This is a genomic window from Acinetobacter sp. 12966 (genome assembly GCF_031196995.1).
In the GTDB taxonomy this organism is placed as follows: Bacteria; Pseudomonadota; Gammaproteobacteria; order Pseudomonadales; family Moraxellaceae; genus Acinetobacter; species Acinetobacter geminorum.
In genome coordinates, this window is sequence record NZ_JAVIMC010000094.1 from 58,334 (window position 1) to 73,045 (window position 14,712).

Sequence of the window (14,712 nt, forward strand, 5' to 3'; positions counted from 1 at the left end):
GTGATTGCAAAATAAAAAATAGTTAAGTTTATGATTTTTATCAAATTAAAATGAGAAACATACGCATTTACAGTTTAAGTTATTTAAATTTCCTCTGCAAAAAGAAACGCTTGTCCAATTTATAAGTTCAGACAAGCGTTAAAATATGGCTCAAACCATCAATTTATAAATTTGTAACTAAAATCAATGGTTCTTATTTCGGTAGGTCTATTCGCTTAAAGTCTGCCCATAGCTTGCCATAAGTGATAAGAAATCAGTCTCATTCATAACAGCAATACCTAGTTTTGCTGCTTTTTCTAATTTCGAACCAGCCTTCTCGCCCGCAACAACACATTTGGTTTTACTCGATACACTACCGCTTACACGCGCACCTAATGCTTGTAGCATTTGAGTAGCCTGATCACGCGTCATTTGCTCTAATGTGCCCGTTAACACCCAGCTTTCGCCATTTAATGGCTGGCGTGTTGGAGCAGTCGGTGCATCCCAATGAATACCTGCTGCAATTAAGCGATCAAGCACTTCAATGTTGTGCGGTGCCAAGAAAAAGTCAGCAATCCACTCTGCAGTAATATCACCAACATCTGGTGTTTTCTTTAAAGCTTCAACATCAGCAGATTTAAGCGCTTCTAAAGTTTGGAAAGTATTGGCTAACATCCTAGCTGTTGTTTCACCTACACCACGAATTCCTAAAGCATAAATAAAACGTGCTAGAGTCGTCTTCTTACTAGCTTCAATAGCATCAATCAGATTTTGTACCGATTTCTCGCCCATTTTTTCAATCCCGAGTAAAGTTTCTCGGTGTTCGTGCAAATGGTAAATATCGGCAACATCTTTGAGCAAATCGAGGTGTAATAAAGACTCTACCCAACGATCACCTAAACCTTCAATATCCAGAGCTTTACGTGATACGAAGTGACGAATCGCTTCAATACGCTGTGCAGCACAGTACAGTCCACCAGAACAACGTGCTAAAGCTTCCCCTTCAGGCATTACAACTGGTGAAGCACAAACAGGGCAGCTTTCAGGTAAATGTACAACTTCTGCATCAACAGGACGAAACTCTGGCCAGACTTTTTCTACTTTAGGAATAACATCGCCTGTACGATAAACACTCACCGTGTCACCAACACGTACATCAAGACGATGGATTTCACCAATATTGTGTAAAGTTACATTGGAAACCGTAACCCCCCCCACAAATACAGGGTTTAAACGCGCTACTGGAGTCAAAGTACCGGTACGCCCTACTTGCCAATCAATCTGATCAACCGTAGTTAATGCAGCTTGTGCAGGGAATTTATAAGCAGTTGCCCAACGTGGTTCACGACTTAAAAAACCAAGTTGTTGCTGTTGCTTTAAGTCATCAACCTTTACAACCATCCCGTCAATTTCAACTTGTAGATCTGAACGTTCTTGCTGAATTTGCTCATAACGTTGCTGTACTTCTTGAATCGAATTACACAGATATTGACGTTCAGCAATTTCAAATCCAAGTTTTGTGAGCCATTGCAAACTGTCATGCATGGTAGTTAAGCCATGATTAGGTTCACATTGAGCGATGCCGTAAGCATAAAATGCTAAAGGTCGAGCCGCAGCAATATTAGGATCAAGTTGTCTTAAACTACCGGCTGCTGCATTACGCGGATTCGCAAATGTTTTATCGCCTTTGGCTTCCTGTTCGGCATTGAGTTTTTCAAAACCGGACTTTGGCATAAGTACTTCACCACGAACTTCCAGCAAACGTGGAATTTCAAAGTGATCTGAATGTAACACTTTAGGCAAATTACGAATCGTTTTAACGTTCTGGGTAATGTCTTCCCCAGTTTCTCCGTCACCACGTGTAACGCCACGTATTAACACACCATTTTCATACCAGAGAGAAATCGCAAGACCATCAAGTTTTAGTTCGACTTCGTATTGTACTTTTTGATTAGGCAAACGCTCTTCAACACGACGTGCAAATGCAAACAAGTCTTCCTGATTAAAAACGTTCCCCAAAGAAAGCATCGGAACTACATGAGTCACACTTTGAAATTTAGAGAGTGCTTGTCCACCTACTTTTGTAGTTGGTGAATCTGATTGAACAAGATCAGGATATTGCTCTTCTAAAGCTTTTAACTGGTGAAATAAATGATCATATTCACTGTCCGAGATTGTCGGCTGATCCATGACATAGTAGGCATGGTTATGCTTTGCAATCAGTTGAATAAGCTGACGCATCTGTTCGATCACGGAAGTTGTTGCCATTATGTTATTCACCATAAAAAAGGGTGGAAATTTCTCCACCCTGAGCTGCGACTAGATATGTTGCAATTATCGCAACGAACGTAAAAAATTAAAACTAGGCAGTCGCCTGTGCCGGACGATAATCAATCACATGATGACGCCAGTGCTCTTTTAACTGTGGCGTAAATTCAAGATTATTCTCATCGTAAACTTTGCCATCAATTTCGCGAGCAATTAAACCTGCAATACTCGCCATCATGTCAAAACCAGTCACGGCTTTACTGTTTGGAAGGGCAAGGAAAAATGCTAACCCTTGAACTTGTTCAGTAGATAGCGTTTCAAGATCAAACCCAGCTGGTCCATTGTCTGTCATACGCAATACAGAGAACATGAGTACACTCGGCTCATCGGTATTTTCATAACGATGGAAGCACGACATTTCACCGTAGCGTAAACCATATTTTAACAGCACTTTAAGCGCTTTATCACCAGACAATGCACGACGAGGGTTTGGATAAACATTTAGCGCAATAATCTGTTCAGCCATCGCTAATGCACTTTCATCATCATAACGTTGCTGTTCATGTAAATGCACATCCAGAATATTACTCTCGCCTTCAAACTCAGCAATTTCGGCAGTTTCAATATTCGGGTTTAAACTCAACTCAGGCTCAGTTTTTTCGCTTTCAGCTTCCAGATTTTCTTTTGCTAAAGCTTCAGCTTCCGGTTTAACAGAAACTGTATCAACCAACTCAACTGAACCATCTTTATGAATGGTAGAACTTGGTACTGTTTCTTGAGATTTAATTTCTTCTACAGAAGCGTTTTCAACAACTGCTTGAGTTTGTTCAGTTTGAATTGCTTTAGCGGGTTCTACGGTCTCAATTTCTGTCTGTTTTGTTTCAGGTACTTGTAACGGCGCAGCTTCGCTTAAAGTTGGTTCTACTCGCTCTGCACTAGTCACCGCTACAGATTCAGTTTTCTCAAGCTGATCTCTCACGTGCCTAGGTATAACCGGTTGATTACTATCAGGATTAATATGCAAATCACTGTCTAATGAGGGTTCAGCATGGTTTGGCTTTTTTAAAATCATTTTTAAGCCAATTAGCATAATTATAATGGCAACAACGATGCCAATAATCGTATTGATTTCCATTCTATGACTCCGAAACTAACCCGTATTCTTTTGCCTGTTCTAGATCGACAGTGACTAATTTTGATGTACCCGGTTCAGGCATGGTCACACCCAACAAATCAGTTGCCATGGTCATCGCCAGCTTATTATGTGTAATGTAAATGAATTGTACATGTTCAGAAAGCTCTTTTACCAAATTACAATATCTCTGAACATTCGCATCATCAAGTGGTGCGTCCACTTCATCTAATACGCAAAACGGTGCCGGATTTAATCTAAAAATCGCAAATACTAATGCTAACGCTGTTAAAGCCTTTTCTCCACCGGAAAGTAATGCTAGAGAACTATTTTTCTTACCCGGCGGCCTTGCCATCAGTTTAACACCAGATTGCCAGTCATCTTCAAGACTTAAACTCGCCTCACCACCATTAAAAACCTTTGGAAACAGATTTTGCAACTCCTGATTGATCTGATCAAAAGTTGTCATAAACAGCTTACGAGTTTCTTGGTCAATGCTTTTCATCGCATCTTTTAATTGAGTTACCGTATTTTCCAAATCTTGAATCTGGTGACTCAGCTCATCAAAACGTTGAGAAACTTCTTCAAACTCTTGCGAAGCGGCAAGATTAACCGCACCGATTTTTTCAAACTGTTTCTGTACTTTTTCCAGTTTTTGCTGGTGCTCGGCTAAATCTATTTGTAAGCCTTTTTGGAGTTCGGCATTTAGCTCTTTAAGCTGCTCTTGATAATGCTCACGATCTGATTTGGCTGCTTGCCATGCCAACCGTTTCGCTTCAAGTTGTTCTCTGAGCTGCTCATCTTTTTGTTGATATTGATGACGCTGATCGGTCAAAGTCTGCTGTTTTTCCTGCACACTATTGAGTTCAAGCTGCCATTCATTCCAGTTCTTTTGCAACTTTTCAGTTTGAGCAAATTGTTGCTGAAACTCTGACTCAAGATTCGGTAGCTCTAATTGAATAGGGTCAACAAACTTTTTCGCTTGCTCCATTTGAGCTGCAATTTGCTGATATTGACTTTGCAAGAACGAGATATCTTTTTCAAGCAACTCAACCTGTTGAGTAGTCTGAGTACTATTACGGCGTAAAACTTCACGTTCTTGTTGTTGATGTTGCAAGGCTTGTTGCTGTTCTTCTAGCTGCTCTGTTAATTCTTCTACCCGAAATTGCAAAGTTTTATAGTCAGGTAAAATGGTTTCGAGCTTGATTGCTAATGCATGCAAATCAATTTCAAGATCATCTTTTTGCATTGCATCTTCTTCAAGCTGCATATCCAACTGACCAAGTTGATCTTTTAATTGCTGTTTTTGCAGTAAAAATGCTTGTGCCGCGGTTTGTTGCTTAGCAATTTGTACATCAAGCTGTTGTAAGTCTTTTTGCTTTTGTTTCACAACTTGCTGTTTGTGCTGCACACTTGACTGTAAGTGCGCTAACTCATCTTTTTGCTGAACTACGATTTGATCTAATGTTTGTAATTCAGGTTGTTGCTTTTCAAGAGCTTGTTCAATTTCGTCTAGACGAATACGGTGGCTCAGCATACCTTGTGCACTTTGACTTTCGTCATCATACATAAGGGCAATCACCCAATCCTGCCCGACATGATAGCCATCTAAAGTCAAAACAGACTGACCATGTTGCAATTGCTTTTGCTCATTTAAAGCTTGAGTCAAATCTTGTGCAATCGCTACATTTGAAAAGATTGATAGTTGTGGCGATGCAATCCACTCATTTAAACAAGCCAAGTTCCCTTTAAATTTACTTGTTTGCTCTGAAGGTTTTAACTGGCGGGCAACTCCTTCTTGAAAGACTTGTTCGGTCTCAAGAATATGAGCTTGTAACCATTTTGCTAAAAACTTCTCAACAATCTGCGCATGCGGTTTGCCCTGCTCTGTTAACTCTAGAGCTTGCATTAAACGTAACGTATCTTGGTTTTGCTTTGGACTTTGTTTAGCAACAAGCTGGCTTAAGTTTTTCTGCTCTGATAATAAAACTTGGATTTCTGTTTTCAGTGTTTGCTGCTGGTTTTTATTTACCTGATGCGCTTGTTGAGCTTGTTCAATATGCTGCACATATTGCTCAATTTCAGTTTCAAGCGTCGAAATTTCACTACGCAACTGTTGTTGCAGTTGCTCAAGCTCACCCTGCTCACCTTCATGAACATGCGATTGAATTTGGTTTGCTTGATGTTGCAAAGTTTCTTTTTGCTGCTCAATGCGCTGAACATTTTTACCTAACTGTTCAATTTGAGCTGACATCTGCATTTTTTGCTGCTGTTGTTTTTCAACCTGAGCTTTTATTTGTTCAAACTGTTGTTGTGCTTGTTTTTGCTGAGATTGTAAATCAGCAAAGTTTTGTTCAGCCTCCGTCGCTGTATGCTCGACTCCAGTTAAAGCTTCTGTTTGTTCTTCTAGCTGATTATTCAGTGTTTCAAGTTGCAATTCAGAAAGCTGTAAACGTTCTTTAGTTTGGGCTTTTTGCTGCTCTAATTGAACGAGAGTCGTACTATTTTGCTGGTATAGACTCTGTTTTTGTTCGAGAGTCATTTTCAGCTCAGATAGTTTCTTTTCAGCTTGTTGCCATTCTTGTTGTAGCGGTGAAGATTGCTGAATAAGTCGCTGAAACAAAGCACTGGTTGCTTCTAAATCATGTTCAATCGTGCTTAATTCCGAGCGAACCAATTTAAAGGTTTCACCCAATTCATTCATTTGAACGGTATATTCTTCTTGTAGGCGTACACTTTTCTCTGCCTGAAAAGACAAAATTTCAATTTTGAGCGTACGAATCTGGCTTTCTAAATTTTTATATTGAACCGCTGCTTCTGACTGACGCTTAAGTGTTTTAAGCTGCGATTTTAACTCTAGTACAATATCGTCTAAGCGCGAAAGATTTTGCTCTGTTTGCTCAAGATGCTGTAAAGTTTCACGGCGACGGGCCTGATAACGAGAAACACCCGCGGCTTCCTCAATGAACACACGCATTTCTTCAGGCTTGGCATCAACCAAACGATTAATCATGCCTTGCTCAATGACTGCATAAGAGCGTGGGCCTAAGCCTGTCCCCAAGAAAATATCGGTAATATCACGGCGGCGACAACGTGTACCATTTAAGAAATATTCTGACTTACCTTCACGCGTGACCTGACGGCGAACGGCTAACTCATTATAAGCATTATACGATCCACCCAACTTTCCATAAGTATTATCAAAGCGTAGCTCAACACTGGCCACACCAACGGGCTTACGTTTGGAAGTCCCCGTAAAAATAACATCTTGCATGCTACCACCACGGAGCTGACGAGCATTTGACTCCCCCATCACCCAGCGGATTGCATCGATTACATTGGATTTGCCACAACCATTTGGACCAACCACTGCTGTGCGGTTAGCCTTAAAATTTAAGGTTGTACTATCTGCAAAAGATTTAAAGCCGGAAAGTTTTAAACTGCTTAAACGCATAATGCCCTAACTAGCGGCGTGAGCGTCTTGCCCAAGCCAATTCAATCTGTTTCATTCGTGTCAGCGATTCCAACACAAGGTTACGTAAGTGTCGACAAAAATCTTCCATAAATAAAGCGGCTTGTTGTGATTTTCGGATTAAAATTGCATCAGTCACGAGTTTAAATAATGCAAATGCTTCTTGTAGTTCCCGCTTAGAGGTATTTAAGGTCAAAAAATAACTACGACGTAATGAAGGTAATAACTCTTTATAAAATTTCATTAGATAAGGATTACCCACCATATCTTGCTGTTCAGCTAAATATTGGAAGACCCCATCATAAAATTTTTCGATATCACCTGCTTTGACATGCTCAAGAAGTTGCTCTAATAGCAACTGTAATTGATCTGCTTCATGCGCACGCCATGTTTCGCTCATTCGTTGTACAATATGCCCCAATAACATCATATTTGTATCAAACAACGCTTTAACTTGTTGTGCAGACATTTCTGAGACAATTGCCCCACGGCGTGGAAATATCTCAATTAAATGAGTACGCTCTAATAATAACAATGCTTCACGAACTGATCCTCGACTAACGTCAAGTTCTTTGGCAATACGTAGCTCTTGAATACGTTCGCCTTCTACCAGCTCGCCACTAATGATCTGTTCGCTAATATATTTGACAATTTGCTCAGAAAGACTTTCTGTCTCTTCGAGATTCATAAATCACCCGCTACTTTTTATATGCATTAATCCATGCTTTTCTTTCGCATCCTTGTTTTTAACTGATCCCATCGATTAAAAACTATGTCATTGTCTGACAATTTCATTGCATTTTAAGCCAACTCATTTAAAAACAACACCAAAATCAGATGAATAAAAGCTTAGAACACTCTTATATTTTATGAATAAAAAAAGCTCGAATTTCTAAAAATTCAAGCTTTTACATCACAGTCTTATAAATTTAAGATTTTAGTCTCTAGTGCATAATGCCTTTATAAATAAAATAACTGCCTACCACCACTAACAGGCAAGCAAAGCATTTTTTTAACATCTGCGGCGATAACGCATGAGCAACCTTTGCTCCAAACTTCGCCGTGACAAAACTCATGACACTAATGCCAATAAAAGCATAGATATGCACATAACCAATCGTGTTAGGCACTGAAATTTGTTCTTTCGCACCAAACCACATAAATCCAATCGCTCCAGCAACTGCAATTGGTAAACCACAAGCGGCAGAAGTCGCGACTGCTTTTTGCATGACCACGCCATGACGGTTTAAATATGGAACGGTTAAACTTCCTCCCCCAATTCCAAAAATTGCAGAGGCAATACCAATGCCTCCACCCGCCATGAATTGCATAGGGGTTGAAGGAATCTGACGCGTTGGATCAACAACTACATGTGCTCCTTTAAACATCCGATAGGCCATCACAACTGCAAAAATACCAATAAGAAGTTGCAAATGCTGACCAGACATCAGGTCGGCAATACCCGCCCCTAAAAATGAACCTAATACTAACCCTGGTGCTAAATTACGAAAAACCGGCCAAAGTACAGCACCCTTTTTATGATGAGCTGAAACAGAACTAAAAGACGTCACAATAATGGTTGCAAGCGATGTTCCGACTGCAATATGCATGATTACTGCGGGGTCGTAGTGCAATTGGGTAAAAACCACATAGAGGATTGGTACAATAATTAGTCCACCACCAACTCCAAACAATCCGGCAGTAAAACCAGCAATTGCGCCAATGAGTAAATATATGATTAACTCCATAAATGTTTTACCACTCTGCTCATATTCAATGGATTTAGAGACTCGCCAACTACAACAACTTTTAAGCGCAAAAAACCAGCTTCCAGAAGTGGTTTTATTAAAAGCAACCACAACTTCGACCAATGATGATATTCGTGAAATTGCCCAAAAAGGCATTACAACGGGCTTGGTTTGCAGTGCTCAACAAACTCAAGGGCGAGGTCAACATCAACGGCAATGGATTTCACCTGAAGGAAACATTTATTTAAGCACATTGGTGCAAACTCGAACACCCTTAGATGGTCGCTTAGCACTTGAAGTTGCTCTGAATATTTTGCAAATCCCCCAGTTACAAGCTCTGAATTTGCAAGTGAAATGGCCAAACGATTTATATAGCGCTCAGGGTAAATGGGGTGGAATTTTAGTCGAACCACTGTCTCAGCATCAGGCTATTGTGGGTGTAGGTATTAATTTAAAAACACCACCAGTGACTGATAGTGATCAACCAATTACCTCTTTAGAAGATTTGGGCCTAGAGCAAATGGGTCGTCTTGAGTTAATTTCAGAACTTTATATTGCGATTCAAAATGCTGCTCGCTGGTTTGATCATGGCTGCTACAATTTAGCGGGACGTTTTAACCACCATGCAGCATGGTTAAATCAATTAGTTCAGTTTGAACATAGCCAAGGACTGGTACATGGCCGTTTCGTTGGAATCTCTAATGAAGGTGCAGTAATTCTTGAAACACCAGAACCACAGCAGTTTTATCAAGGTCGTTTAAGACCACAGACAACTCAGTAAATAGGTGTTTTCCCAATGAAAAGTTTATGGCTTGATATCGGAAACACCCGCTTAAAATACTGGATTACTGAAAATCAGCAAACTATTGAGCATGCAGCCGAGCTACATTTACAGTCTCCTGCCGATTTATTACTTGGGTTAATTCAACACTTTAAGCATCAAGGTCTGCATCGAATCGGGATTTCTTCGGTACTCGATACTGAGAATAATCAACGCATTCAGCAGATTTTAAAATGGCTTGAAATTCCAGTAGTTTTTGCGAAAGTTCACTCTGAATATGCAGGCTTACAGTGTGGTTATGAAGTTCCGAGTCAGCTCGGGATTGACCGCTGGTTACAAGTGCTAGCTGTAGCTCAAGCAGATGAAAACTATTGCATTATTGGTTGCGGAACAGCGCTCACAATTGACCTAACTCAAGGTAAACAGCATTTAGGAGGTTACATCCTGCCTAATTTGTATTTGCAGCGAGATGCTCTTATTCAAAATACCAAGGGTATTAAAATTCCAGACTCAGCTTTTGATAACCTAAATCCGGGCAATAACACTGTAGATGCAGTACATCACGGTATTTTATTAGGCCTCATTAGTACCATTGAAAATATTATGCAGCAATCTCCCAAAAAGCTACTGCTAACTGGTGGCGATGCAACACTATTTGCCAAGTTCTTACAAAAATATGAGCCTGCTGTGGAAACCGATCTTTTACTCAAAGGACTACAGCAATATATTGCTCATTATCCTAAAGACTAAAATACACAACAAAATAAAAGGCGCTATATGCGCCTTTTATTTTATGGATTTATTTCTTTTGGTCGTTGTTACCAAACAGTGGACCCATTCCGCCACCGCCGCCGCCAAATTGCTTTTGCATATTGCCTAATGAACGCATCATTTTGCTCATACCAGATGGATTGGCAAACTTCTTCATCATTTTGGCCATTTGTGCTTGTTGCTTGATAAGTTTATTCACTTCAGCAACATCCATACCACAACCTGCCGCAATACGTTTTTTACGACTTGGGTTCATCAAGTCTGGATTACGGCGCTCTTTAACAGTCATTGACTGGATAATCGCTTCCATCTTCTTGACTTGTTTTTCAGGGTTCGCTTGCTCAATCGCTTGCTGAATTCCTGCACCGCTCATGCCAGGCAACTTGTCTAAGAAGCCCATCATGCCGCCCATTTTTTTCATTTGCTCAAATTGCATCAGCATATCTTCAAAGTTGAAGCTACCGCCTTTCTGCAATTTTTTCGCCATTTTTTCGGCTTTTTCTTTGTCGATTTTACGTTCAACTTCTTCGACTAAAGAAAGTACGTCACCCATGCCTAAAATACGTTGAGCAACACGGTCTGGATGGAATGGTTCTAAAGCATCAAGCTTCTCACCCATACCCAAGAACTTGATTGGCTTACCAGTAATGGCACGCACAGAAAGCGCTGCACCACCACGTGCATCACCATCAGTTTTAGTAAGAATCACACCGGTAAGTGCTAAAGCATCATTAAATGCTTTTGCTGTATTTGCAGCATCCTGACCTGTCATGGCATCAACCACAAACAAAGTTTCAGTCGGCTTAACTGCTGCATGCAATTCTTTAATTTCATCCATCATGTCTGCATCGACATGTAGACGACCTGCCGTATCGACAATCAATACATCAGCAAACTGGATTTTTGCCTGTTCAATGGCACGATTAACAATATCAATTGGCTTTTCAGAAGGATCTGAAGGAATAAAGCCTGCACCAACTTCGTTTGAAACAGTTTCTAACTGTTTAATTGCTGCCGGACGGTAAACGTCGGCAGAAACAGTCATTACTTTTTTCTTTTGACGTTCTTTTAAGAAACGTGCCAGCTTGGCAGCAGTTGTGGTTTTACCTGCACCTTGTAAACCAGCAAGTAATACTACAACAGGAGGTTTCGCACTTAAATCAAGTGTTTCATTCGCCTCACCCATCATCTTGGTGAGTTCGTCATAGACAATTTTTACAAATGCCTGGCCTGGTGATAACTGAGTCATCACTTCTTGGCCCAATGCCTCTTCCTTAACTTTCGCGATAAATTCACGAGTTACAGGTAACGCGACATCGGCTTCAAGAAGTGCCATACGTACTTCACGTAAGGTATCTTTAATATTGTCTTCGGTCAGCTGCCCTGAGCCAGTAACATTTCTTAAACTCTGTGTGAGTCGTTCTGTTAAGGTATCAAACATTGCAAAATCCGCTTAAAATGGCTAGTTGCAAAAAAATCTTTCTCGAAATAGAAAATTTATGCATAGAATGCTATAGGATACTTTAGTTCGCAGCGAATTTATATCTTATATAGATGAATTAATCCTGAAAAAGGTTTGACATGATTAGCCTCCCCTTGGTTTACACAATTTTGGCACTCATCGCATATACCACTTCTTTCTGGTATCTGTTTATTCGTTTAATGTCAAAACGTGAACCAAACTCATGGTTATTTGCTTTTGTTACTATCTTGGCACTACTGTTGCACGGTACAGTTTTATGCGATGCCATGCTGACACCAGCCGGAATTAACTACGATGTATTTAACCTGATGTCTTTCACATCGGGACTTATGCTATTGTTAAGCTTAATTTTTAGTACTTTCCGCCCTATTCTACCGTTAAACTTGTTAGGCATTCCTGTCGCAGCTATTGGTCTTATTTTAGGTTTTGCATTTAGTCGACCAGACCAATTTATTGAGCAGCATTCGCTAGGTCTTGATACTCATATTATTCTTTCACTTTCTGCCTATGCAGTTTTACTGATGGCAACCATACATGCAATCTTAATATGGTTCCAAAATCGTGAACTCAAAAAGAAACAAAAAAAACGTTTTTGGGTCAACTTACTCCCGCCAATTCAAGCGATGGAATCTTTGTTATTTGACCTAATCATTACTGGTTTCATTTTATTAACGATTGCGCTTACATTTGGTTTTTTAACCATTGATAACTTCTTTGCTCAGCATCTTGCTCATAAAACCGTATTTAGTATTATCTCTTGGTTTATCTATGGCTCATTACTGATCGGCCATTACAAGCTTGGTTGGAGAGGTCAAAAAGCAATTCGTTTTACCTTAATAGGTTTTGTACTTTTAGCGATTGGATTTATCGGTAGTAAATTTGTGCTTGAGATGATCTTAGGGCGCTAGGAAAATTAAAATTTAATCGATACTAGACAGCGTTATGCATATCCCGTATAACGCTGTTTTTCGTTTTACTCAGGTGACACAGACTGTGAAACTCATACTCGCTCCAATGGAAGGTTTAACTGACCCGATCATGCGGGATACACTCACATCTGTTGGTGATTTCGACTGGTGTGTGACCGAGTTTATTCGCGTTACAGACAGTATTTTGCCAGACCACATCTATTATAGTTTTTGTCCTGAACTAAAAAATGATGGTAAAACAGCAGCAGGTACGCCTGTTCATGTTCAGTTTCTAGGTAATAACCCAGATATGCTGGCAGCAAATGCAGCAAAAGTTGTTGAATTGGGTGCACCTGCAATCGATCTTAATTTCGGTTGTCCTGCAAAAACCGTTAATCGACATCGTGGTGGTTCAGTACTTCTCGATGAACCAGACGTGGTACATCTGCTGATTAAAGCAGTAAGAGATGCGGTACCTGAACATATTCCTGTTTCAGCAAAAATGCGTTTAGGTTATCTCGATGAAAACCATACGATGGAAAATGCCCATGCTGTTGAAGATGCGGGTGCAAGCTGGTTAACTGTACACGCTCGAACTAAAGCAGATGGCTATACGCCACCAGCTTATTGGGAAAAAATTCTACCCATTAAAGAAGCTTTAAAAATTAATGTGATTGCTAACGGTGAAATCTGGACCAATGCTGATGCTAGAGCCTGTCAGCAACAATCTGGTTGTGAAGACTTAATGATTGGCCGTGGTGCGGTGACAACTCCTGATTTAACCCAATGCATTCGCCAAAATATGGATGAAGCGTTATTTAGTTGGGAACAACTCGTTGACTTACAAATTCGCTTTTTAAACGGTCAAGCAAAAACAGAAATTGGGATGGTTGGACGTTATAAGCAATGGTTAGGCATGATGACCAAAGCCTACCCTCAAGCGAAAGAATTATGGGATCAAGTCAAACGAATTAAAGCTTTAGATGAGATTGTTCAACAATTAGAACACACCAGATCAGATACTATTTAACTCGCTATAACCTTAAAAAAAGAGGGCGATTGTTTTCACAGCCGCCCTCTTTCGTATTTCAGGTTAAGCTATTATTCTTTTTTAAAAGCCGCTTACTTTCATTTTAAAGTCAGTTACAGAAACGCCAGTGACACCAAAATTCCCCATAGAGCCATTAGGTAAATTATTAAACGTTGTTGTACTTTGAGTACCCATATTTCCTAAAGTGACATTATTAAGTGAAGCATCAAATTTACTAGATGCACCTATATTCCCAAAAGTTAATCCAGTTGGTTCAACACCTGCATAAAAACCATCTAACACAAAACCAGTTGAAGTATTTGTTCCTGTAAACTTAAACCCAAATGTAGCACCTGTATTATCGGACACTAAAGTAATTGGACAACCCGTAGCAGCAGAACAAATAGATTGAATTGCTCCACCAAATTTAACCATGACGGACTGGGCAGCATGACCCAGTTGAATATTTAAACGGGGTTTATTGGTTTGTACAAAGTTAATATCTAGATTTCCAGTAGAACGAATAATTTCTTTTACACCCGCATTTACTGTCGTTCCCGAACTAAAAATTGATTTGGGTGCATAACTTGTCAATGCATAATCGGATGGACTAGATAAGGATGTACTTGGGGCTAAATAAACTGAAAAAGGTAGAAGTCGAATACCGTTTACATCATTCCCCATAGATATAGCTAAATTTAAAAAAGGATTTCCACCCCCAGCATCGGTATCCATTGCAATATTAAAAGAAGGATTACCCGATACAGCGGCTTTAATAAACTCTATACCAGGAACTGGGTTAGTAGAGTTTCCAGCAATGACAAAACCAGCCTTACTGTTATAAGAAGTTGAAGCAATACCGTTAGTATCAATGAGTGCGATCTGGTTAAATTTAACTTTATCGGCCTGAACTCCTAAAGTTAAGCCATTTTGGCCCGTCGCTGCTGCAAGGCTTTGATCATCCAAAGGCTGCATTGCAAAAACACTTGAACTACTGGCAAGTAGCAGCCAGAACCCTATATTTTTATTCTTCATGTCGCTCTAATCCTTAAGAGACAAACGCTTATTATTTGTTCAGACTATCAGAATAATATTCAAGTACAAAGCAATTATCTCTATAACCCGACGAATGCAAATCCA

The 14,712-nt window shown here is 39.9% G+C and carries 11 protein-coding genes; 4 read left to right on the forward strand and 7 right to left on the reverse strand.

What is annotated here, in order from left to right:
• Positions 1–207: 207 nt before the first annotated feature.
• From ligA to RFW85_RS14720, 5 genes are all read right to left on the reverse strand, one after another.
• A complete protein-coding gene (ligA, locus tag RFW85_RS14700) occupies positions 208–2,247 on the reverse strand; it encodes an NAD-dependent DNA ligase LigA (protein WP_170248389.1) in 2,040 nt (679 codons plus the stop codon).
• 94 nt (positions 2,248–2,341) lie between these two features.
• Positions 2,342–3,382 (reverse strand): cell division protein ZipA C-terminal FtsZ-binding domain-containing protein, encoded by a 1,041-nt coding sequence (locus RFW85_RS14705; protein ID WP_170248390.1) that lies wholly within the window; start codon positions 3,380–3,382, stop codon positions 2,342–2,344.
• A gap of 1 nt (position 3,383) precedes the next feature.
• Positions 3,384–6,833 carry a chromosome segregation protein SMC gene (gene smc / locus RFW85_RS14710; RefSeq protein WP_170248391.1) on the reverse strand — a complete coding sequence of 1,150 codons (3,450 nt, stop codon included), beginning with the start codon at positions 6,831–6,833 and terminating at the stop codon, positions 3,384–3,386.
• 10 nt (positions 6,834–6,843) lie between these two features.
• The gene (locus tag RFW85_RS14715; RefSeq protein WP_016144478.1) at positions 6,844–7,539 is read right to left on the reverse strand and encodes a GntR family transcriptional regulator; all 696 of its coding nucleotides are present in this window, start codon (positions 7,537–7,539) and stop codon (positions 6,844–6,846) included.
• 256 nt (positions 7,540–7,795) lie between these two features.
• The gene (locus RFW85_RS14720) at positions 7,796–8,599 is read right to left on the reverse strand and encodes a sulfite exporter TauE/SafE family protein (protein ID WP_170248392.1); all 804 of its coding nucleotides are present in this window, start codon (positions 8,597–8,599) and stop codon (positions 7,796–7,798) included.
• A 28-nt stretch (positions 8,600–8,627) separates the two neighbouring features.
• On the opposite strand from RFW85_RS14720, the gene RFW85_RS14725 reads away from it, so the two are divergent.
• On the forward strand, positions 8,628–9,380 hold the full coding sequence (locus RFW85_RS14725) for a biotin--[acetyl-CoA-carboxylase] ligase (RefSeq protein WP_170248477.1): 753 nt from the start codon (positions 8,628–8,630) through the stop codon (positions 9,378–9,380).
• Between the two features lie 15 nt (positions 9,381–9,395).
• Positions 9,396–10,130: a pantothenate kinase gene (locus RFW85_RS14730; RefSeq protein WP_170248393.1), complete on the forward strand. Its 735-nt coding sequence runs from the start codon at positions 9,396–9,398 to the stop codon at positions 10,128–10,130.
• Between the two features lie 49 nt (positions 10,131–10,179).
• Here the strand turns inward: RFW85_RS14730 and ffh are convergent, their stop codons facing one another.
• Positions 10,180–11,592 (reverse strand): signal recognition particle protein, encoded by a 1,413-nt coding sequence (gene ffh / locus RFW85_RS14735; RefSeq protein ID WP_002120334.1) that lies wholly within the window; start codon positions 11,590–11,592, stop codon positions 10,180–10,182.
• Positions 11,593–11,732: 140 nt separating this feature from the next.
• Between ffh and RFW85_RS14740 the strand changes: the two genes are divergently transcribed.
• Together RFW85_RS14740 and RFW85_RS14745 are read left to right on the forward strand one after the other, a co-directional pair.
• On the forward strand, positions 11,733–12,542 hold the full coding sequence (locus RFW85_RS14740) for an inner membrane protein YpjD (protein ID WP_170248394.1): 810 nt from the start codon (positions 11,733–11,735) through the stop codon (positions 12,540–12,542).
• Between the two features lie 85 nt (positions 12,543–12,627).
• The gene (locus RFW85_RS14745) at positions 12,628–13,572 is read left to right on the forward strand and encodes a tRNA-dihydrouridine synthase (protein WP_068613151.1); all 945 of its coding nucleotides are present in this window, start codon (positions 12,628–12,630) and stop codon (positions 13,570–13,572) included.
• Positions 13,573–13,653: 81 nt separating this feature from the next.
• Here RFW85_RS14745 and RFW85_RS14750 read toward each other — a convergent pair whose 3' ends face one another.
• Positions 13,654–14,607 carry a DUF6160 family protein gene (locus RFW85_RS14750; protein ID WP_170248395.1) on the reverse strand — a complete coding sequence of 318 codons (954 nt, stop codon included), beginning with the start codon at positions 14,605–14,607 and terminating at the stop codon, positions 13,654–13,656.
• Positions 14,608–14,712 lie beyond the last annotated feature (105 nt).